Origin of the sequence: Pedobacter deserti (assembly GCF_024436415.1) — a bacterium.
Classification (GTDB): domain Bacteria; phylum Bacteroidota; class Bacteroidia; order Sphingobacteriales; family Sphingobacteriaceae; genus Pedobacter; species Pedobacter faecalis.
Window position 1 is genome coordinate 2,965,251 of the sequence record NZ_JAFMZQ010000001.1, and the last position, 20,956, is coordinate 2,986,206.

At 46.3% G+C, this 20,956-nt stretch carries 19 protein-coding genes; 8 read left to right on the plus strand and 11 right to left on the minus strand.

Annotated features, from left to right (window positions below; genetic code table 11):
- Positions 1–66 precede the first annotated feature (66 nt).
- Together J3P40_RS17825 and J3P40_RS13415 are read left to right on the plus strand one after the other, a co-directional pair.
- Positions 67–783 carry a basic secretory protein-like protein gene (locus J3P40_RS17825; protein ID WP_370687716.1) on the plus strand — a complete coding sequence of 239 codons (717 nt, stop codon included), beginning with the start codon at positions 67–69 and terminating at the stop codon, positions 781–783.
- Complete coding sequence (locus tag J3P40_RS13415; RefSeq protein ID WP_370687717.1) at positions 716–3,235, plus strand: tolB protein precursor; 2,520 nt, start codon at positions 716–718, stop codon at positions 3,233–3,235. The genes J3P40_RS17825 and J3P40_RS13415 overlap by 68 nt, the downstream gene beginning before the upstream one ends.
- 10 nt (positions 3,236–3,245) lie before the next feature.
- Here the strand turns inward: J3P40_RS13415 and J3P40_RS13420 are convergent, their stop codons facing one another.
- Positions 3,246–3,596, minus strand: coding sequence for a GIY-YIG nuclease family protein (locus tag J3P40_RS13420; protein ID WP_256006558.1), 351 nt, complete (start codon positions 3,594–3,596; stop codon positions 3,246–3,248).
- Between the two features lie 134 nt (positions 3,597–3,730).
- On the opposite strand from J3P40_RS13420, the gene J3P40_RS13425 reads away from it, so the two are divergent.
- From J3P40_RS13425 to bioD, 3 genes are read left to right on the plus strand one after another with little or no spacing between them, the layout of a single operon-like run.
- Complete coding sequence (locus tag J3P40_RS13425) at positions 3,731–4,507, plus strand: XRE family transcriptional regulator (RefSeq protein ID WP_256006561.1); 777 nt, start codon at positions 3,731–3,733, stop codon at positions 4,505–4,507.
- 5 nt (positions 4,508–4,512) lie between these two features.
- The gene (locus J3P40_RS13430; protein ID WP_256006564.1) at positions 4,513–5,640 is read left to right on the plus strand and encodes an aminotransferase class I/II-fold pyridoxal phosphate-dependent enzyme; all 1,128 of its coding nucleotides are present in this window, start codon (positions 4,513–4,515) and stop codon (positions 5,638–5,640) included.
- On the plus strand, positions 5,637–6,245 hold the full coding sequence (bioD, locus tag J3P40_RS13435) for a dethiobiotin synthase (protein WP_256006569.1): 609 nt from the start codon (positions 5,637–5,639) through the stop codon (positions 6,243–6,245). Before J3P40_RS13430 ends, bioD begins: the two co-directional genes overlap by 4 nt.
- A 58-nt stretch (positions 6,246–6,303) precedes the next feature.
- Here the strand turns inward: bioD and rplT are convergent, their stop codons facing one another.
- The 7 genes from rplT to J3P40_RS13470 all read right to left on the minus strand — a co-directional run bounded on the left by rplT (position 6,304) and on the right by J3P40_RS13470 (position 13,508).
- Positions 6,304–6,648 (minus strand): 50S ribosomal protein L20, encoded by a 345-nt coding sequence (gene rplT, locus J3P40_RS13440; RefSeq protein ID WP_256006573.1) that lies wholly within the window; start codon positions 6,646–6,648, stop codon positions 6,304–6,306.
- 74 nt (positions 6,649–6,722) lie between these two features.
- On the minus strand, positions 6,723–6,923 hold the full coding sequence (rpmI, locus tag J3P40_RS13445) for a 50S ribosomal protein L35 (protein WP_256006575.1): 201 nt from the start codon (positions 6,921–6,923) through the stop codon (positions 6,723–6,725).
- A 26-nt stretch (positions 6,924–6,949) separates the two neighbouring features.
- On the minus strand, positions 6,950–7,519 hold the full coding sequence (gene infC / locus J3P40_RS13450) for a translation initiation factor IF-3 (protein ID WP_256006578.1): 570 nt from the start codon (positions 7,517–7,519) through the stop codon (positions 6,950–6,952).
- A 13-nt stretch (positions 7,520–7,532) separates the two neighbouring features.
- On the minus strand, positions 7,533–9,458 hold the full coding sequence (thrS, locus tag J3P40_RS13455; protein WP_256006581.1) for a threonine--tRNA ligase: 1,926 nt from the start codon (positions 9,456–9,458) through the stop codon (positions 7,533–7,535).
- Positions 9,459–9,535: 77 nt separating this feature from the next.
- Complete coding sequence (locus tag J3P40_RS13460; RefSeq protein ID WP_256006583.1) at positions 9,536–10,273, minus strand: (Fe-S)-binding protein; 738 nt, start codon at positions 10,271–10,273, stop codon at positions 9,536–9,538.
- Positions 10,274–10,286: 13 nt separating this feature from the next.
- Complete coding sequence (locus J3P40_RS13465; RefSeq protein ID WP_256006585.1) at positions 10,287–11,600, minus strand: MFS transporter; 1,314 nt, start codon at positions 11,598–11,600, stop codon at positions 10,287–10,289.
- A 15-nt stretch (positions 11,601–11,615) separates the two neighbouring features.
- Positions 11,616–13,508: a RecQ family ATP-dependent DNA helicase gene (locus J3P40_RS13470; protein ID WP_256006587.1), complete on the minus strand. Its 1,893-nt coding sequence runs from the start codon at positions 13,506–13,508 to the stop codon at positions 11,616–11,618.
- Between the two features lie 92 nt (positions 13,509–13,600).
- On the opposite strand from J3P40_RS13470, the gene J3P40_RS13475 reads away from it, so the two are divergent.
- Positions 13,601–16,840, plus strand: a complete 3,240-nt coding sequence (locus J3P40_RS13475; RefSeq protein WP_256006590.1) for an amidohydrolase family protein — start codon at positions 13,601–13,603, stop codon at positions 16,838–16,840.
- Between the two features lie 134 nt (positions 16,841–16,974).
- Here the strand turns inward: J3P40_RS13475 and J3P40_RS13480 are convergent, their stop codons facing one another.
- A complete protein-coding gene (locus J3P40_RS13480; protein ID WP_256006592.1) occupies positions 16,975–17,412 on the minus strand; it encodes an SRPBCC family protein in 438 nt (145 codons plus the stop codon).
- Between the two features lie 52 nt (positions 17,413–17,464).
- Complete coding sequence (locus tag J3P40_RS13485; protein ID WP_256006596.1) at positions 17,465–18,667, minus strand: BaiN/RdsA family NAD(P)/FAD-dependent oxidoreductase; 1,203 nt, start codon at positions 18,665–18,667, stop codon at positions 17,465–17,467.
- 76 nt (positions 18,668–18,743) lie between these two features.
- On the opposite strand from J3P40_RS13485, the gene J3P40_RS13490 reads away from it, so the two are divergent.
- Positions 18,744–19,883, plus strand: coding sequence for a 5-(carboxyamino)imidazole ribonucleotide synthase (locus J3P40_RS13490; protein WP_256006598.1), 1,140 nt, complete (start codon positions 18,744–18,746; stop codon positions 19,881–19,883).
- Positions 19,883–20,359, plus strand: coding sequence for a 5-(carboxyamino)imidazole ribonucleotide mutase (gene purE, locus J3P40_RS13495; protein ID WP_256006600.1), 477 nt, complete (start codon positions 19,883–19,885; stop codon positions 20,357–20,359). Before J3P40_RS13490 ends, purE begins: the two co-directional genes overlap by 1 nt.
- Here purE and J3P40_RS13500 read toward each other — a convergent pair.
- Positions 20,356–20,919 (minus strand): YqgE/AlgH family protein, encoded by a 564-nt coding sequence (locus J3P40_RS13500; RefSeq protein WP_256006603.1) that lies wholly within the window; start codon positions 20,917–20,919, stop codon positions 20,356–20,358. The genes purE and J3P40_RS13500 overlap by 4 nt on opposite strands.
- Between the last annotated feature and the right edge of the window lie 37 nt (positions 20,920–20,956).

Genomic DNA, 20,956 nt, shown 5'->3' on the forward strand with positions numbered 1-20,956 from the left:
CATCTTGCCGTTTAAACTTGTTTATGTAAAACTTCGTACATTTAAATTATACTAACCTGTCATATTATGATAAAAAGCGCTACATCCTTGAAACGGTTGATTCTGATGGTCGTCATCGTTTTACTCTCCGCGTTCACCGTTAACGCACAATATTTCGGACAGAACAGGGTACGCTATAAAAACGAGAAATTCAAAGTCCTTCAAACACCGCATTTCGAGCTTTACTACTATCTGAAGAATGAGAAGATGGTGAAGAAATTTGCGGAAGATGCGGAGACATGGTATAAGATGCATCAGGAGGTTTTCAGAGATACGTTCTTTAAAAAGAATCCGATCATTCTGTATAACAACCACCCGGATTTTCAGCAGACAACGGCGCTTCAGGGAGAAGTTGGCGTTGGGACCGGTGGTGTTACCGAGGCCTTCAAGAACAGGGTTATTATGCCTGTGATGGAACTGAACAACCAGACCCGCCATGTTTTAGGGCATGAGCTGGTGCACGCTTTTCAGTATCATATATTGTTGGAAAAAGACTCTATGGGGCTGGAAAACATTAGTCAGATCCCGTTATGGATGATTGAAGGTATGGCCGAGTACCTGTCGGTAGGAAAAGTAGATGCCTTCACTTCCATGTGGATGCGTGATGCTTTGCTGAACAGGGATATCCCTTCTTTGAAAGATTTAACGAACTCCAATAAATACTTCCCATATCGGTATGGACAAGCATTCTGGACTTTCATTGGCTCCCGCTATGGGGATACCACAATTGTCCCCCCTGTTTAAGGCCACTGCACGTTATGGCTACGAGAACGGGTTAAGGTACACTTTCGGTTATGACGACAACACGCTTTCAGGGCTTTGGAAAAACGCCATCGAAACACATTACCGTCCAATGTTGAAACCCGATAGCTCACAGATACAAATAACCGGAACGAAGATTATAGATAATAAAAACGCGGGGAATATGAACGTGGCCCCTGCCCTTAGTCCGGATGGTAAATACCTGGTATTCTTATCGGAGAAAGATCTGTTTGGTATAGACTTGTTCCTTGCCGATGCTAAGACCGGGCAGATCATCAGAAAACTAAGCAGCCAGGTGGCCAACTCACATATAGACGACTATAATTTTCTTGAGTCTGCCGGTGCCTGGTCGCCAGACAGCAAGCAATTCGCTTTTAGCATTTTCAGCAAGGGCAAAAATCAACTGATGATCATTAACATCAGCAATGGAAAGGTGGTACTCAGAACCGACATGAAGCAGGTGGAGCAGTTCGGCAACCTAACATGGTCGCCCAACGGCGAAGTAATCGCTTTTTCAGGAATGGTTGAAGGTCAAAGTGATATTTTCTCTTACAATATCAGAACAAAGGAAATCACCCAAATTACGAATGACACGTATTCTGATTACGCACCGAGCTATTCCCCTGACGGCACAATGCTGGTATTCTCGTCCGACAGAGCTTCAATGAGTCAGGGCGGCACAAATGCCGTTCATCCGATTAACCTGACGGTATACGATTTCGCCTCAAAGTCATTAGGCAACATTCCTGTTTTCCCTGGTGCCAATAATTTGAATGCGCAGTTTTCGGGCGACAGCAAGAGACTGTTCTTCCTGTCTAACCGTGATGGATTCAGAAATTTGTATGAGTATAACCTAGGCAACAAGTCCGTAAAACAGCTAACAGACTACTTCACCGGGATAAGCGGTATTACCGAATTCTCTCCCGCTATCTCAGTTTCCAGGAACGACGACATCGTGTACAGCTATTATAGGTATCAACGGTATACCTTGTATAACTCCCCGCTCGCTAACTTCAGGGCTATGGATGTTGATCCAAACGAAGTCAACTTCGATGCGGCGGTTTTACCTCCAATGGAGAATGCTGGGGTAGACATCGTAAACTCCAATCTTGGCAATTTCGAACGTTTCGAAAAGACTAGTGCCGACTCCATGCGGCTCGTACCCTACAAACCGAAATTCCGCCTGGATTATCTTGCCAATAGCGGTGTTGGCGTTTCCGCCAGCCGGTTTGGAACTGGTGTGCAGGGTGGCATCGTAGGCATGTTCAGTGATATCCTTGGCAGAAATCAAATTGTGGCAAACGTATCCATAAATGGGGAAATCTACGACTTTGGAGGTATGGTGGGGTATATCAATCAGCAAAGCCGTATAAACTGGGGCGTTGCGGTATCTCACATCCCCTATATAACAGGTTTCAGGGAGGTTGTTCCGGACCAGATCAGCTACAACGGAAATACTGAAGAAGTGATTAACGACCGTACAAACCTGATCAGGACTTTTGAAGACCAGGTGCAGGTGTTTGGCGCCTATCCTTTCAATAAAGTCCACAGATTTGAAGCTGGCGGGGCTTTTTCCCATTATGGTTACCGGATAGACCGGATAAGCAACTATTATACCTACGATGGCTACTATATCGGTTCCGACCGAAATAAGGTAGCCACTGATCAGGCTACAAACGAGTATGGAATGCCTTTTAATGCTTTCTCCATTTTCCAAACCAACGCATCTTTTGTAGGCGACAATACAATCAATGGGATAACCGGGCCATTAGATGGATTCCGTTATCGCGTAGGCGCAGAGAAATACTTTGGCGATTACCAGTTTTCGGCAGTTACGCTTGATGCCAGAAGGTATCTCCGGGTTAAACCTGTCACCTTCGCTGCAAGAACTTACAATTATTTGAGAATTGGCAAAGACGGCGAAAACCTTTACCCCTTGTTCATTGGATATCCTTACTTCATCCGTGGATATGAGGCAAATTCCCTGTACCGCAACCAATCACAAAACGGAAGCTTCGACATTAATCAGTTGTCAGGGAGTAAAATGGCAGTATTCAATTTTGAACTCAGACTACCATTTACAGGGCCTAAAAAACTTGCCCAAATCCCATCAGGTTTGCTTTTTTCCGACCTCAATCTATTTTTTGATGCCGGTGTAGCCTGGAATGAGGGGCAAAAGGTCGTATTTAAAGGACAGCCCACTTATCAGACGGTACCTGTGCTTAATTCAGCAGGTCAGCCAGTATTTGATGAAAACGGAAACCCAATTACAACAAGTTTTACCAATGAACGTGTTCCGGCACTGAGTGCAGGCATTTCCCTACGGGTTAACGTGTTTGGCTATTTTGTTCTGGAGCCATATTACGCGTTCCCTTTTCAGCGTAAGGACGTATCGGCAGGCGTATTTGGACTTACATTTGCCCCAGGGTGGTAAGCCGGATTAACTAGGAGAGGATGCCGAACTGAAGATTTACCTGAGTAGAAATCTTCTTCGACATCATGATATGTTCGAAATCAAGGCCTATTGTAAGATCAATCCAGTCGGGATTACACGATCTTACAATACGCTCCTTTTGAGCCCTTGTAAACCTACTCATCTGTTTGAATCTGCTCAGCGCCTGCGCCTCGGTTTTAAACTCCTCAAAATACACAAGTCTTGTCAGTTGATGTGCACTATCAAAAAAAAGGCAAGGCATCTTCTTATAAAAATCAAGCGTTTTGATAAGGTCGGCACTAATTCCTACGTGTAAACTTGTACGGTTGCGATCTGTAACGATATAAACAAATTTTCTCATGATGCTTGCTATTACTTGTTTAAACTAATTTAATTAGTATATTTATTGCAGAAATCAATTATTAATACTAACTTTATTGGCACAATAATACTAACAATTTTAGTAGAAACAAATTTATTTTAACTTTTTTATTTATGGCAAATATCTCCTCTAACCTGAAGTACCTTAGAAAGAAAAAAGGACTTACACAGCAGCAGTTTGCTGATATTATGGAAATTAAGCGATCGCTGATCGGAGCTTATGAGGAAGACCGGGCAGAACCTAAATATGACCTGCTAAAAAAGATAGCAGAATATTTTGAGTTGACGATAGATGAATTCATTAATGAAAACATCAATGATAACTGGAAGCCAAAACCAAAAAGTCAGGGATCTAACCTCAGGATATTAAGCATCTCGGTAGACAAAGATGAGAATGAGAACATCGAACTCGTACCGGTTAAGGCCAGTGCAGGTTATTTAAATGGTCTGTCTGATCCGGAATACATCAAAGATCTTCCGAAATTTCATCTGCCATTACCTTTTCTCAGAAACGGCACCTTCAGGGCATTCGAAATTATGGGCGATTCCATGCTACCTATTCAACCTGGAAGCATTATTCTTGCCGAGTACTTGGACAACTGGCATGACGTAAAAGCTGGCGACACCTATATCGTTATCAGCAGAAATGAAGGTATAGTGTACAAAAGGGCCGGAAACAAATTCAGAGAGAACAAAGAACTGAAACTCGTCTCAGACAATAAAGCTTACGACCCCTATAACATATCGTCCGAAGACATTCTGGAAATATGGAAAGCAAAAGCATTTATTTCCTCTGCGCTTCCTGACCCGACGCCTGAACCAACCATCGAAACGCTGACCCACATGATGTCACAAATGCAAAAATCTATCTCTCAGCTTAATAAAAACTAGGGTTCATGACCAGAGCTGAGCAATTTATGCAAAGCAGACTAGAGCAGCGTACTTTAGCCGGTTCGCTAAGGAGGCTGGAGCAGCCGGGCGCTCTGATAGACTTTTCTTCTAATGACTACCTCGGTTTTGCACGGTCTGGCGCGCTGAGAGAGCGGGCTGAGGGCATATTAAATTCGCTCGGCAATTATAAACATGGCGCCACCGGATCGCGACTACTATCGGGCAACCACGCTTTTACAGAAGAAACAGAAGCTTACATTGCAGCATTCCATGGGGCAGAAAGCGGATTAATTTTCAATTCAGGCTATGATGCCAACGTCGGGCTTTTATCTTCCCTACCTCAGCGCGGTGACACCATTATTTCTGATGAACTCGTTCATGCCAGCATTAAAGACGGCGCACGCTTATCGCACGCAAACAGGTTTACATTTAAACATAACGATGTCGACCAGTTGGAGTCCAGACTAAGGAAAGCGTCAGGAAACATCTACGTGGTCGTAGAAAGCGTTTATTCCATGGATGGCGATCTGGCACCTCTACTAACCATAAGTACTTTATGTGAACGCTATGGCGCGGCATTGATTGTCGACGAAGCGCATGCCACGGGTCTTTTTGGAGATCATGGCCGAGGCTTGGTGTCACAGCTTAAACTGGAATCAAAAGTGTTTGCACGCATCATGACCTTCGGCAAAGCCCTTGGTTCTCATGGGGCCGCTGTGATCGGAAGCAATACTCTGAGGAACTACCTCATCAATTTTGCCAGAAGTTTCATTTATACCACGGCAGCTCCGGTACACGGAATTGCGATGGTCAGAGCCGGTTATCATTTGCTTAACGACACCAACTACACAGAAGCAATAGCCAACACAATCAAGCTATATACCGCCAGAATGCAGGCTGAGATGCCACATATAATAACGACGGAAAGTACTATTCAAACCCTGATCTGTCCGTCAAACGACAGCTGCAGGAATGCAGCAGCAGAACTTCAAAGTCAGGGCTTTGACGTACGGGCTATCTTAAGCCCTACCGTTCCAGTTGGCTATGAACGACTAAGAATATGTCTTCATTTATACAATACCGACTCTGAGATTATCGGCTTAGTCAATGCATTATCAAAACTTAACGTATGAAAAGATATTTTATCACAGGAATAGGTACAGGGATAGGAAAAACAATCATCAGTGCCATCTTAACAGAAAAACTTAATGCCGATTACTGGAAACCTATTCAATCGGGCGATCTGGATGTTAGCGATAGTCTGCTTGTGGGACAACTGATCAGCAATCCCAAAACAACGATTCATCCAGAGAAATACCGGCTTGGACAACCTTTATCTCCCCACCTGTCTGCCCGGCTTGATGGGATCGAAATCGATAAAGATCTTATTCAGTTACCAGCGCAAGCAAACACACTTATAGTTGAGGGTGCCGGAGGGCTAATGGTGCCGTTGAACGATCGTGACCTGATCCTGGATCTTATCAAATCCTTAGGTGTTAAAGTGATCGTCGTCTCACAGAACTATTTGGGTAGCATCAATCATACACTACTCACCCTGGAGGTTCTGAAGCATTACCAAATTCCTGTAGAAGGCCTGATTTTTAACGGCAAAAGCAATTCAGAGACGGAAGAGTATATTGAAAAATACAGTGGCGTGAAGATTCTTGGAAAGGTACCGGCTTTAAATGTCATTACTAAAGAAACAATTGCAGAAGCAGGCAAATACATTACAATATGAAAAGTCTGTAAAATAAAAAAAGGGAGCTTTTGGCTCCCTTTTTTATTAAATGTATGTCTTACTTTACTGCATCAACTACAGCTTTGAAAGCCTCTGGATGATTCATTGCTAGATCAGCAAGTACCTTACGGTTCAAACCAATATTTTTAGCAGCTAATTTACCAATCAGTTGTGAGTACGATATACCGTGCTGACGGGCTCCGGCGTTAATACGCTGGATCCACAATCCACGAAACTCTCTTTTCTTTACTTTACGGTCGCGGTATGCATACTGCAAACCTTTTTCGACTGTGTTTTTAGCAATGGTGAATACCTTGCTTCTTGATCCCCAATAGCCTTTGGCTAAATTAAGAACCTTTTTTCTTCTTCTTCTCGAAGCTACTGCGTTTACCGAACGTGGCATGTTGTTGTTGTTTTTGATAAACGGCGTTGCGTTTTACAGCAAACTTACTACCGGATACCTGGTTAAAAAATTAATTACTTACCGATTGCGAGCATACGCTTAACGTTGCCCATGTCAGCATCTGACACCATTGAAGTGTGCCCTAAGTTACGCTTACGTTTAGTCGACATCTTTGTCAAGATGTGGCTTTTGAATGCGTTCTTCCTTGCGATTTTACCTGTTCCAGTAAGCGAAAAGCGCTTTTTGGCACTGGAATTGGTTTTCATTTTTGGCATAACCTGTGTTTATTTATTTAATTTATCTATTTTTTTGCAACTTTTGGAGCAAGCGTTAAAAACATACGCTTTCCTTCCAGTTTGGGAAGCAATTCAACCTTGCCATAGTCTTCAAGGGCCTGAGCAAACTTAAGCAAAAGAATTTCTCCCTGCTCCTTGTAAACAATAGCGCGACCTTTGAAATGAACATAAGCGCGGACCTTTTCTCCATTTTCCAGAAAACTGATCGCATGCTTAAGTTTAAACTGAAAATCATGATCGCTGGTATTTGGCCCGAACCTGATCTCCTTTATAACGGTCTGCTTGGCATTGGCCTTAATTTCCTTCTGCTTTTTCTTCTGCTCATATACAAACTTACTGTAGTCCATTACACGGCATACAGGTGGGTTCGCATTAGGGGAAATCTCAACCAAGTCCAGTTCAAGTTCATCAGCAATGGCCAAAGCTTTTGACAAAGGATAAATCCCTTGTTCAACATTATCGCCAGCCAATCTCACTTCGGGAGCTTTGATGAACTGATTAATATTATGTTCTGCTTCTTTTTTCTTAAAAGGAGGACGTGGTCCCCTATTAAATCCTGGTCTGCCTAATGCCAAATTTTTAGTTCCGTTAAACTGTTATTTCTTTTATTAATAATTCACTAAACGCTTGCAGGGTCATTTCCCCTAAATCTCCTTCACCATGCTTTCTCACAGAGACCTTTCCTTCGGCACTCTCCTTTTCGCCGATAATCAGCATATAAGGGATCTTTTTGACCTCTGCATCCCTGATTTTCCTTCCAATCTTCTCGTCACGGAAGTCAATCAGCCCGCGAATATCGTAATTATTTAATTCATCTGAAACTTTTTTTGCATAATCTTCATACTTCTCAGAGATCGGAAGAATGATAAATTGTTCGGGCGACAACCACAGCGGGAAATTGCCCGCACAGTGCTCGATCAGCACGGCAATAAAACGTTCCAATGAACCAAACGGCGCCCTGTGTATCATCACCGGACGATGTTTCTGGTTATCGCTTCCGGTATACTCCAGTTCAAAGCGTTCCGGCAAGTTATAATCGACCTGGATAGTACCCAGCTGCCACTTACGGCCCAAGGCATCTTTTACCATGAAGTCTAGTTTCGGACCGTAAAATGCCGCTTCGCCATACTCTACAACAGTTGGAAGGTCTTTTTCCTGCGCCGCTTCAATAATTGCAGTTTCAGCAAGTTTCCAGTTCTCGTCGCTACCAATATATTTGGCACGGTTATCCGGATCCCGGAGAGAAACCTGGGCAATATAGTTATCGAAGCCCAGCGACTTAAACACATAAAGAACCAGATCAATCACTTTCTTGAACTCCTCCTTCACCTGGTCAGGCCGGCAAAAAAGATGCGCATCGTCTTGTGTAAAGCCACGCACCCTCGTAAGCCCGTGCAGTTCCCCGCTTTGTTCATAACGATACACAGTCCCAAATTCCGCGAAACGGAGGGGCAGATCTTTATATGATCTTGGCCTGGTCTTATATATCTCGCAATGGTGCGGACAATTCATTGGCTTCAGGAAAAACTCTTCGCCCTCCTGAGGGGTCTTTATAGGCTGGAACGCATCTTTGCCATACTTCTCGTAGTGGCCGGAAGTAATATAAAGGTTCTTATGCCCGATATGCGGCGTCACCACCTGCTCGTAACCCGACTTTACCTGCGCCTTGGTCAGAAACTGCACCAGGCGCTCCCGCAGTGCTGCACCCTTAGGCAGCCACAAAGGCAAACCCATACCCACCTTTTCTGAGAAAGCAAACAATTCGAGCTCTTTTCCCAGTTTCCTGTGGTCTCTCTTCTTCGCTTCTTCAATCATATGAAGATACTCAGTCAGCTCGCTGGCTTTAGGGAAAGTCACCCCATAAATCCTGGTAAGCTGTTTTCTGGTTTCATCGCCGCGCCAATAGGCCCCGGCAACGTTCATCAGTTTAATAGCTTTGATAAATCCGGTATTCGGGATATGCGGACCGCGGCACAAATCCGTAAATGCGCCTTGTGTGTAGAACGTAATTTTACCATCCTCCAGTCCCTCCAAAAGATCCAGCTTATATTCATCGCCTTTCTCATCAAAGTAAGCTACCGCCTCTTCCTTAGAAACCGCCTTGCGTTCAAATACTGATTTCTGTTTGGCTAACTCAAGCATCTTGGCCTCAATAGCCTTGAAATCGTCGGAAGAAAATTCCCTGTCGCCAAAATCCACATCATAATAAAAGCCAGTCTCAATAGCCGGTCCGATACCAAACTTGGTACCCGGATATAAGGCCTCAAGTGCCTCGGCCATTAAGTGCGCAGAAGAGTGCCAGAACGTTGCTTTACCTGCTTCATCGTTCCAGGTAAGCAGTTTTACTGTAGCATCTGTGTCAATCCCTCTGGAAGAATCCCAGACTTCTCCGTTAACTTCAGCTGCTAAGACATTTCTGGCAAGGCCCTCAGAAATTGAGAGCGCAATTTCATGGGCAGTTACACCCTTTTCATACTGACGGACAGAGCCGTCAGGCAACGTGATATTAATCATCTACAACTATGATTTTAAATTAAATAAATAGTGTTTTCTGATCGCTTACGATGCGATCTGCTTATAGGCAAAGCTAACTAATATTCTGTACTTTCAAGCCAACCGTTTGCTAAAACATCCGCCAGATGCATCGTTTTCAGCGGAATGTTATTTTTGTCGATATAGCCCTGCAGATGCATCAGGCAGGAATGGTCGGTTGAAATAATATACTCGGCGTCCTGCTCAAGCGCGTGGTTAACTTTCTGCTCAGCCATTGCAGAAGATATGGCGTCAAATTTTACAGCAAAAGTACCCCCGAAACCGCAGCACATATCTGTGTCCTTCATTTCCACAAGTTCCAAACCGTGCACCTTGGAAAGAAGCAGGCGCGGCTCATCTTTGATTTTACACTCTCTCAAGGCGCTACATGAGTCGTGATACACTGCCCTACCCTCCAATTCTGCCCCGAAGTAGTCGCGTTTCAGTACGTTCACCAAAAAGTCAGACAACTCGAAAATATTTGCCTGGATGCTCCGGCATTTGTTATGCACGATAGAATTGGTAAACAAATCGTTGTACCCGCCCTTAACCATACCCACACACGACGCGGAAGGTGCAACAATATAATTGTTGTCTGAAAAATCTGTCAGAAACTTATTGCCGACCACCTTTGCCTGCTCCCAATATCCGGCATTATAAGCCGGCTGCCCGCAACATGTCTGATCAGCATTGTAACTGACCTCACAGCCAGCTTTCTCCAATAACTTAATGGTATTAAATGCAGTCTCGGGCGACAACTGATCTACAAAACATGGGACAAATAATTCGACTTTCATGGACAAATAACGGTTAATGCAAATCGGCGGCTGTGTATGTATTCCGGCTGCTCTTCCTGAGCAGCAGCAAAAATACTAAACCAACGATGAAAAAGGACGCGAGCGCAATAATAGAGTTCTTCATGCTTCCGGTAGCTTCCTCAATCAGCGCAAAGCTGAAGAGCCCGATAACGATGGCCAGTTTTTCCGTAACATCGTAAAAACTAAAAAAAGAAGCTGTATCCGGAGTGTTTGCAGGCAGGTATTTGGAATAGGTAGAACGGGACAAGGACTGGATACCCCCCATAATGAGGCCTACAATGACTGCCAGCCCATAAAATTGAAACTCATTGCTGATAAAGTACGCACATATACAAGTGGCTATCCATACCAGTACGACCGCAATAAGGACATTTACATTACCCCATTTTACAGCCGCACGAGACATAAGCATCGCACCTGCAATAGCCACCAGTTGTATAATAAGGATCACCGCAATTAGTTTCGACGTACCTAAATGCAAGGTTTTTTCACCAAACCCGGCTGCAGCCAGCATAATCGTCTGCACGCCCATCGAATAAAAGAAAAAAGCTACCAGATACCGCTTCAGGAAAGCCATATTTTTCAGTTGCGTCCAAACCTTAGACAACTCTTCAAAACCGCTCTTTACCCGGCTTCTCACCATAGCCTCACGGTTTCTGCCCGAGCCCGGCAAGCGGCGAAAAGGAATCTGTGCAAAAACGATCCACCAGATACCTACCAGCAGAAAAGAAAGTCGCGGAGGGAAGGACGGATCAGTAATACCAAAGATTTCAGGCTTCAGTACAAAAACAAAGCATATAATTTGTAATAGAACAGATCCGACATAGCCGTAAGCATAGCCTTGCGCGCTCACACGATCCTGCTGGTCGGGCGTTGCAATCTCGGGCAGATAAGAATTATTGAACAGTATACCCCCAATATACCCCATCGCTGCTATCACAAAGCAAATGATGCCCAGTTCCAGCGTTTCTAGTTTGAAGAAATAGAGACCCATACAAGCTGCAGCGCCCATATAGGTGAAGAATTTCATGAATGCTTTTTTATTGCCCCGGTAATCGGCTACTGAAGAAAGCACCGGCAGCAGGATTACCATAACAAGGTAAGCGAAAGACAAAGCGTAATTGGATAAAGCCGTGTTGGTAAAGGTGCGACCAAAAAAAGTGACTTGGTCGCCAAAAGCCTCGGTAGTAGTAATGATCGTATAATACGCTGGAAAAATCGTAGAAGTAATCACCAAGTTATAGGCTGAGTTAGCCCAGTCAAAGAAAGCCCATGAACGGATGACGCTTTTATCGTTTTTCTGCATAGTTCAAATCAGGCGCTAAAGGTAATAATTTTTACCATCTGTTTTAATCTTTCCCGCATCAAGCAATTCACGCACACGCTCCAGTTGCTCCTGCTCCGTTCCTGCCTGTAGTTCGGCCATAAGTTCGTCCAGACTGGCGCTTCCAAGCTGCAGGCGGGTAATGATTGCGTAATCGATATTGTCGGCAAGCTGTGCGGTGTCATCTGCCTTCTTTTCGGCCAGACACACATCACAAACGCCGCATTTTGCCGCATCCTGTTCACCAAAATAAGCGAGCAACTGAATGGTCCTGCATTTCCAGGTCTGCACATAGCTAAGCACCGAAGAAATCTGGTTCTGATAGATCTTCTTACGGAGCTCAATATATTTAGCATCTATGTCCAGATGCGTAAAGTCGACTCTTGGCCTTACAAACTGCAGCTGTGGCTGATCGCTTTGCGGCAAATAAGAGATCAGGCCAAACTGCTGAAGCTGTGTGAGCTGCCTCACCACATCATCATAAGAATTCGCGGTCCGGTTGCCCAGGTCCGACTCGCTGATCTTCACAAACTGTTCGAAAGCCCCGCCGTACGAACGCAGTATCGCTTTAATGAGACGATCATATCCCGCATTTTCAATCTGAAAACGGTATACATCTTCGTGACTGGCTAGAAACATGAGTCTCGAAGGAAGAAAAATATGTTCAGAGAGCGTCAGGTAACCTTCCCGCTCCAGGAATTTCAGCGCCGCCATCGCCTTGATCACACTGATATTAAAGCGCTTACAAAAATCGGCCAGGTCAAAACTGAAAGCTACGCCCTCCCCTGCACCAAAAGCCAGCTGAAAGTAATTGGCCAAATCATGATACACCTTTCTCGTCTCGTCTACCGATGGGAAACTGTGCTCATAGCGCGACTGCAAGGTCATTTCGTCCGACTGATTGGCCAGCAGAACAGCATACGAGCGATTGCCGTCCCGGCCAGCGCGGCCCGCCTCCTGATAGTAGGCCTCCAGACTCTCAGGAAGATCTAAATGGACTACAAATCTCACATCAGGCTTATCTATACCCATACCAAAAGCATTTGTAGCCACCATAACCCTTGTGCGCCCCCGCGTCCAGTTTTCCTGTTTATTGAAACGCTCGGCTTTTTCAACGCCTGCGTGATAGAAATCAGCCGACACACCGTTCCGCTGTAAAAAAAGTGCCACTTCAGTCGTCTCGCGCCTGTTTCGTACGTAAACAAGTCCGCTTCCCTTAATATTTCCAACTATCCGCAGAAGCTTCTTGTATTTGTCCTGGTCCTGCTGAACCACATAACTCAGGTTCTTTCTCGCAAAACTCTGCACGAAAATCCGGGCCTGCTTCATTTGCAGCTTTTCCAGAATATCTTCCCGAACTCGATCGGTAGCAGTAGCCGTCAGCGCAATAAGCGGAACTTCAGGGTGCAGCTCGCGTATGGCGCCCACCAGCAGATAAGGCGGTCTGAAATCATAGCCCCATTGCGACACACAATGCGCCTCGTCTACCGCAATCAAGTTAACATTCATGTAGGAGATGCGCGTACGCACCAGGTCAGACATCAGGCGTTCTGGCGATAAAAACAAAAACTTCACCGGGCCGTATATGCAGTTGTCCAGCAAAATGTCAATTTCCCGCTTTCCCATACCCGCATAGATCGCAACGGCTTCAATCCCCTTTCGCTTCAGGTTCTCCACCTGATCTTTCATCAGCGCCACAAGTGGCGAAATAACGATGCAGATGCCCTCCATAACCATAGCAGGTACCTGGAAACAGACCGACTTGCCACCACCCGTAGGCAAGAGCGCCAAAACGTCACTACCTGCTAAAACCGAGGCAACGATCTCGTCTTGCAAAGGCCTGAAATGATCAAATCCCCAGTATTGCTTTAAAACCTCCAGTTCGTTCATTCGTTCCGCTCAAAATTTGCACCCACTATATACGGTCAAAACTATAAAAATGAACCAATATTAGTAAATTGCACCCATATAACCCGAAGCGTATGAGAAAAATACTTTTACTCCTGTCAACATTGTTTTCATTCATACATCCGGTCGCTTTTTCGCAAGACAAATGGGATATTGAAAAATATCAGGGTGCAACTAAAACCTTTACCATTTTAACTGACGAGGGCACCTGGATGAACCTCGACGTGAGCTCCGATGGCAAGGATATCGTTTTTGACCTTCTTGGCGACATCTATATCATGCCCATTGCCGGCGGCGGCGCCACGCTCCTCAGCGGCGGCATAGCCTGGGATGTGCAGCCGCGCTTCAGCCCAAATGGCAAATTCATCTCGTATACAAGCGATAAAAGCGGTGCAGACAATATCTGGATCATGAACCGCGACGGATCAGGTAAACGGCAGGTCACCAAAGAAACCTTCCGTTTGCTTAATAACGCCACCTGGACACCAAACAGCGAATACCTCGTTGCCAGAAAACACTTTACAGGCAGCCGTTCGCTCGGCGCAGGCGAAATGTGGATGTACAGCATCTACGGTGGCGAGGGTGTACAGCTTACCAAAAGGAAGAACGACCAGCAGGACGCTGGTGAGCCCAATGTATCGCCCGATGGCCGCTACCTGTATTTCAGTGAAGACGTCTCCCCCGGTCCTAATTTTGAGTACAGCAAAGACCCTAACGGGATGATCTATGCCATACGGCAGCTCGACATGACCACCGGCAAACTGAGTAACCTGATTGCCGTTCAGGGCGGTGCGGCACGTCCGCAGATTTCGCCTGATGGCAAGATGATGGCTTATGTACGGAGGGTGCGACTAAAATCAGTACTGTTCGTCCAGAACATGCAAACCGGCGAAGAATGGCCTTTAACAGATGATTTATCGCACGACCAGCAGGAAACCTGGGCTATTTTCGGCGTCTACCCCAATTTTGCATGGACGCCCGACAGCAAAAACATCGTTTTTTATGGTAAAGGGAAAATTAAAAAAATGGAGGTAGCTTCATTGGTCATTAGCGACATACCCTTTCAGGTATCCAGCAAGCAAACCGTTCAGGATGCCCTGCATTTTCCTCAAAAAGCATTCGTGCCCGAGTTTACCGCCAAGATGATCAGGCAACTCACCACCTCTCCCGACGGCAAGTTTGTGGTGTTTAACGCCGCCGGGTTCCTTTACAAAAAGGACCTGCCCGAAGGTAAAGCGGTGAGGGTTACTGAGGGACTGGACTTTGAGTTTGAACCACAGATAAGTCCCGACGGCAAGTCTGTGATATTTGCTACCTGGAGCGATGAGTTTAAAGGTGCTATAAAAAAGGCCGACCTTAAAACAGGTAAAATTGTGTCGCTCACCGATGAAAAAGGCTTTTACTATTCGCCGAGGTTCTCTAGCAAGGGCGACCGCATCGTATTCCGAAAGGGAATTGGGAACGATGTACTAGGTTATGCCTTTGGCCGCAACACCGGCATCTTTGTGATGCCAGCCGGCGGAGGTGCAAAAACACTGATCTCCGAATCAGGCATCCGTCCGCAGTTCAACAAAGACGATACCCGGATCTATTTTCAGGGCAGCGAAGGCGGTAAGAAAGCATTTAAAAGCGTAGACCTTAACGGCGGCAACGAACGCACGCATTACACCTCTACTTACGCAACACAATTCTGTCCGAGCCCGGACGGCAAATGGATGGCTTTTACCGAACTGTTTAATGTATATATAACGCCGATGGTCACCACCGGAAGCGCACTTGATCTATCGGCCGGCAACAAGTCAGTGCCCCTAACCCGGGTATCTAAAGACGCAGGAACCTATGTACACTGGAGCAACGATGCCAGCAAATTGTACTGGACACTCGGCGAGCAGTATTTCAGCACCGAAATTAAGAACCATTTTGATCAGGGCAATGGCGCCAAGCCAGTGGCGGCCGACTCGCTCGGCATCACCATGGACCTTAAGCTGAAAAGCGATATGCCCACTGGCCTTACAGCACTTAAGGGTGCACGGATCATCACCGTAAAGGGCAATCAGGTCATTGAAGAAGGCACCATCGTGATTGAAAACAATAAGATCATCGCTGTAGGTAAAGCGTCCGAGGTCGCCATTCCCGAGGCTGCAAGGGTGATTGACGTGACAGGCAAAACCATTATGCCCGGAATTGTCGATGTACACGCACACCTGCGCACGAGTCCGGACGGGATCAGTCCGCAAAACGACTGGTCGTACCTGGCCAATCTTGCCTTTGGGGTAACTACAGCGCACGACCCGTCGAGCAACACAGAAATGGTATTCAGTCAGGCTGAAATGATCAAGGCTGGCCGACTTGTGGGGCCGCGTCTTTACTCCACCGGTTCTATCCTGTATGGCGCCGATGGCGACTTTAAAGTGGTAATCAACAGTCTGGACGACGCGCTTTCCCATCTGCGCAGGTTAAAATCTGTAGGTGCATTCTCCGTAAAGTCTTACAACCAGCCCCGCCGCGATCAGCGCCAGCAAATCCTGGAGGCTGCGCGCAGATTGAAAATGATGGTTGTGCCCGAAGGTGGATCAACGTTCTTTCACAACATGAACATGGTGGCCGACGGCCATACGGGTATAGAGCATAGTATCCCGGTAGCTCCCGTATATAAAGACGTGGTATCTTTCTGGAACAATACCACGGTGGCCTACACCCCCACCCTTATTGTAAGTTATGGCGCCCAGTGGGGCGAAAATTACTGGTACGACCGCACCAATGTCTGGGAGAACGAACGTTTGATGGCTTTTACACCGAGGCCGATCATTGATTCGCGCGCCCGCAGGCGTACCACTTCAGAGTATGGCGATTACGGACATATTGAGGTTTCCAAAGCTGTAAAACAGATTGCAGACGGTGGAAATACCAAGGTAAACCTGGGCGCTCACGGACAAATACAAGGGCTTGGCGCCCACTGGGAACTCTGGATGCTTGTTCAGGGAGGAATGAGTCCATTGCGCGCCATTGAGTGTGCTACCTTAAACGGCGCGGCTTACTTAGGAATGAATATGGAAATCGGCTCGCTCGAGCCCGGCAAACTCGCCGACCTGATCGTTATGGATGCAAACCCGCTGGATGACATCCGAAATTCTGAAAAGATTAAATATGTCATGATCAACGGCCGTTTATACGACAGCCTTTCTATGAACGAGGTCGGTGGCCGTGAAAAACTGCGCGGAAAGCTTTGGTTTGAGACCGGAAAGGGGATGATCTACAGTTTCCCTACAGGTATTGCAGAAACCTGGACCTACGGCGTACCTCAATGCGAGTAGCCACTTCGTAGCTAGTGAGTCCGCCATGAGTCCGCGGTGAGTCCGCCATGAGTCCGCCTTTTTCCTGAAAAAAGGCGGACTCATGGCTAACTTACACTGGCTGCAAAGCGGTCTCACTACAGGCGATGTATGAACTAATTAGATTCGGCTATTTCCTTGATCAGGTTCAGGGCCTTGTCCCAGCTACCGCTATGATTGTCCAGATAGTCAGCGGACAGAGGTCCGGCCTCCACGCTTAGCGTAGTTTGCCCTTCCTGTTCCAATAAGGTGAAATGTTCTTTGTAATCCCCTGTAGGAGCGTCTGCCGGACTTTCAGGATCATCAAAGTAATTCACTTTCAACACTCGGGGCGCGTAATTGACTTCGACTATACCCTTTGTACCTACGGTGCCATCGGCCGCCTTCCAGATTACAACCGACCCTTCTGTCCAGTCGGACTCCACGGATATGCCTTCCAGAAAAGCCTGCGCCCACTTCGATACATGTTCCGTAGTGGTTAGTACCTGCCAAACTTTATCGTCGGATGCGTTAATGACCACCGACTTATTGATGTTGCCTTCTTTGTTTTCCATTTTTATATGATATTCTTACTTCATAAAACCAATATAAAAACAAATCTGGAGCTCAGATGTTCTGCGCAATAACAAAGCCGCTTGCCCAGGCCCACTGGAAATTGTAGCCGCCGAGCCAGCCTGTAATGTCTACACATTCGCCGCCGAAGTACAGACCGGGTATTGACTTACACTCAAGGGTTTTAGACGAGAGTTCACTGGTATCTATTCCGCCACGCATCACTTCAGCCTTGTCATAACCCTTGTCGCCCGCCGGCTTCACCGCAAAATGATGTATGGTGTTGCTAACCAGTTCAATTTCAGCAGCGGTGAGCGTAGCCACCTGCTTGTCGACCGGCAGGAAGGCAGAAAGCGCCTCCGTGAGCTTTTTGGTATAGAAGCGACTTAACAGGGTGGATAATAACTGCCGACCGTTGGTATTTCTGGCTTCGGTAATGAGTCCGGATATCTGCCGATCGGGCAAAAGATCGATTTGGATGGTTTCGCCTTTACGCCAGTAGGACGATATCTGCAGAATGGCCGGACCGCTAAGCCCCCAGTGTGTAAACAGGATCTGCTCTTCAAAACTGATGCGGCTATTGCTTACCCGGCAGTAGACAGAATTTCCCGACAAACGCGCATACCAGTCGTGGTCCTTGCCGGTAATGGTGAGCGGCACCAGAGCGGGCGCGGTAGGCACGATCTTTAATCCATGCTGCCGGGCAAAGCGAAGCGCAAAGTCGGTTGCGCCCATTTTAGGAATGGGCAGTCCGCCGGTAGCAATAACCACTTTTTGAGCCCGCAACTTAAACGGCTTGCTGTTGCGTTCGCCTGTTACCTCATAAATTTGGTCGTCCCGCAGTATGCCGGTCACATTTGCACCACATCGTATCTCCTGCCCGAAATCATCACAAATAGATGTGAACACCCCAACCACGTCTTTCGCGGTTTTGCCATCCGGAAATAACTGACCAAGGGTCTTTTCCTTTCCTGAGACACCATAGGTCTCGAAAAAACCGATGGTATCGTCTACCGTCCACTGCGAAAAGGATGACTTGAGAAAATGAGGGTTAGCGGAGATGAACTGTTCGGTACTGGTACCCAGGTTTGTAAAGTTACACCGCCCGCCCCCGGATATAAGGATCTTAGCTCCGGGCTTTTCATTCTTTTCGAGAAGTATAACCTTTTTGCCCAGATACCCTGCCTGAACGGCACACATGAGTCCGCATGCCCCGGCACCTATTATAATAGCGTCGGCATCCACATTGTTCTTCATGACGCTTTATTATTACCCCTCAATTCGTTATTATTATTATTTTTGTGCAAAATAAGCATTACTTTCTCACATTAATATGGCAAAGCAAATAAGTGATTTGAAATTAGGGATACTTGGCGGCGGGCAGTTGGGCCGGATGCTGATACAGGAAGCCATTAATTACAATCTCACTACCATGGTGCTGGATCCGGATCATGATGCTCCGTGCAAGCACCTGGCGCATCAGTTTGAATGCGGTTCCATCACCGATTTCGATACGGTGTATAATTTCGGCAGGAAAGCAGATATTGTGACCATTGAAATTGAAAAGGTTAATATTGAAGCTTTAGAGCAACTGGAGAAGGAAGGCAAAATGGTTTTTCCGCAGCCTCGGGTGATACGTCTTATCCAGGACAAGGGTGTACAAAAGCAGTTTTTTAAAGAAAACAATATTCCTACTGCTCCCTTTCAGCTTGTAAATAGCAAGGAAGATATGCATAACAGCCATTTCGCTTTTCCTTATATCCTGAAACAACGGAAAGACGGGTATGACGGAAAGGGTGTGATGAGAATTAACAATATCGCGGATATTAACGGAGCATTTGATGCCCCCTGTTTAATTGAACAGCTCGTTGACTTTGAGAAGGAGATTGCGGTTATAGTAGCAAGAAATCCGAATGGCGACATGACCACGTTCCCTATGGTTGAAATGGAATTCAATGCTGAAGCCAACCTCGTAGAGTTCCTGATCTCGCCGTCTACCTATCCTGATGCTATACAGCAAAGGGCAGGCGATATTGCCAAGCAGATTGCCTCCAGTCTTAACATCAGCGGCATCCTTGCCGTGGAGATGTTTATTACAAGAAACGGAGATATTCTGGTCAATGAACTGGCTCCAAGACCGCATAACAGCGGGCATCATACCATTGAAGGGAACTATGTTTCGCAGTTTGAGCAGCATCTGCGCGCCATCTTCAACCTTCCTCTGGGCGACACTCGCTCCATTTCCAACGCCGTAATGATTAACCTGCTGGGTGAAAAAGGGCACGACGGTGTGGCTGTGTACAAAGGTCTGGAAAAGATTATGGCCGTTGAGGGTGTATATGTTCACCTTTACGGCAAGAAATACACCAAACCCTTCAGAAAGATGGGGCACGTTACTGTGGTAGATCAAAACCGGGAAACTGCTGTAGAGAAAGCGAATTATATTAAAAACACACTTAAAGTAGTATCCTGATGAGCGTAAAAGTAGGAATTATTATGGGCAGCAAGTCCGATCTGCCGGTTATGAAAGATGCAGCGGATATTTGTAAGGAATTTGGTGTTGAGTTTGAAATTACGGTGGTTTCGGCACATCGCACACCCGAGCGGATGTTTGACTACGCTAAAAACGCAGCAGGCCGTGGCTTAAAGGTCATTATCGCCGGCGCCGGGGGTGCAGCACACCTGCCGGGGATGGTTGCTTCTATAACGGTATTGCCGGTTATCGGGGTACCGGTCAAGTCGTCGAACTCTATTGATGGCTGGGATTCTATTTTATCCATTTTGCAGATGCCTAACGGTATTCCGGTAGCTACGGTTGCGTTGAACGCAGCAAAAAATGCTGGTTTGCTCGCGATGCAGATTCTGGGTGTTTCTGATCCGGAACTGACTGACAAAATGCAGGCCTATAAGGATGACTTGCGCAAAAAAATCGAAGAGACCGCGCTTTAATTGAGGTTTGGATTCGTCGGGAAATTACTGACGTGTGCGTATTTAGGTCCGAGGTTAATGATAACCTCGCGCCATAAGTCGTCTTCATCTGAGGAGAATACAGTGTCCGGGTAATACTGGTCGGACACGATCCAGGTGTTTTCTTCGATCTCATCCTGCAACTGTTGCTCTCCCCAGCCCGAGTAACCAATGAAAAACTTCACTTCGTCTTCCGTGATGGCATTTGTTTCTATCAAAATCTTTAGGGTTTCGAAGTTGCCTCCCCAATATACCCCCTTGCCTATTTCTTCGCCATCGTTTATCTTATCATAACAACGGTGCAAAAAATGTATGGTATCTGTGGCAACCGGTCCGCCGATGTAAACAGGAAACTTCGCCTCGGGCATCTCGGGCAGAAGGTCGCTCAGCAAAAGTGCACTGGGGTGGTTAAGAACAAAGCCTAAAGCACCTTCTTCCTGATACTCGGCAAGCAATACGACAGACCGTTTAAAATTTGGATCCAGTAGAAATGGTTCCGATATAAGTAGTTTTCCTGCTGAGGGTGCGATGCGGCTTAACATTATGATTTAGATATAATTCAACAAAACTAAAACTTTA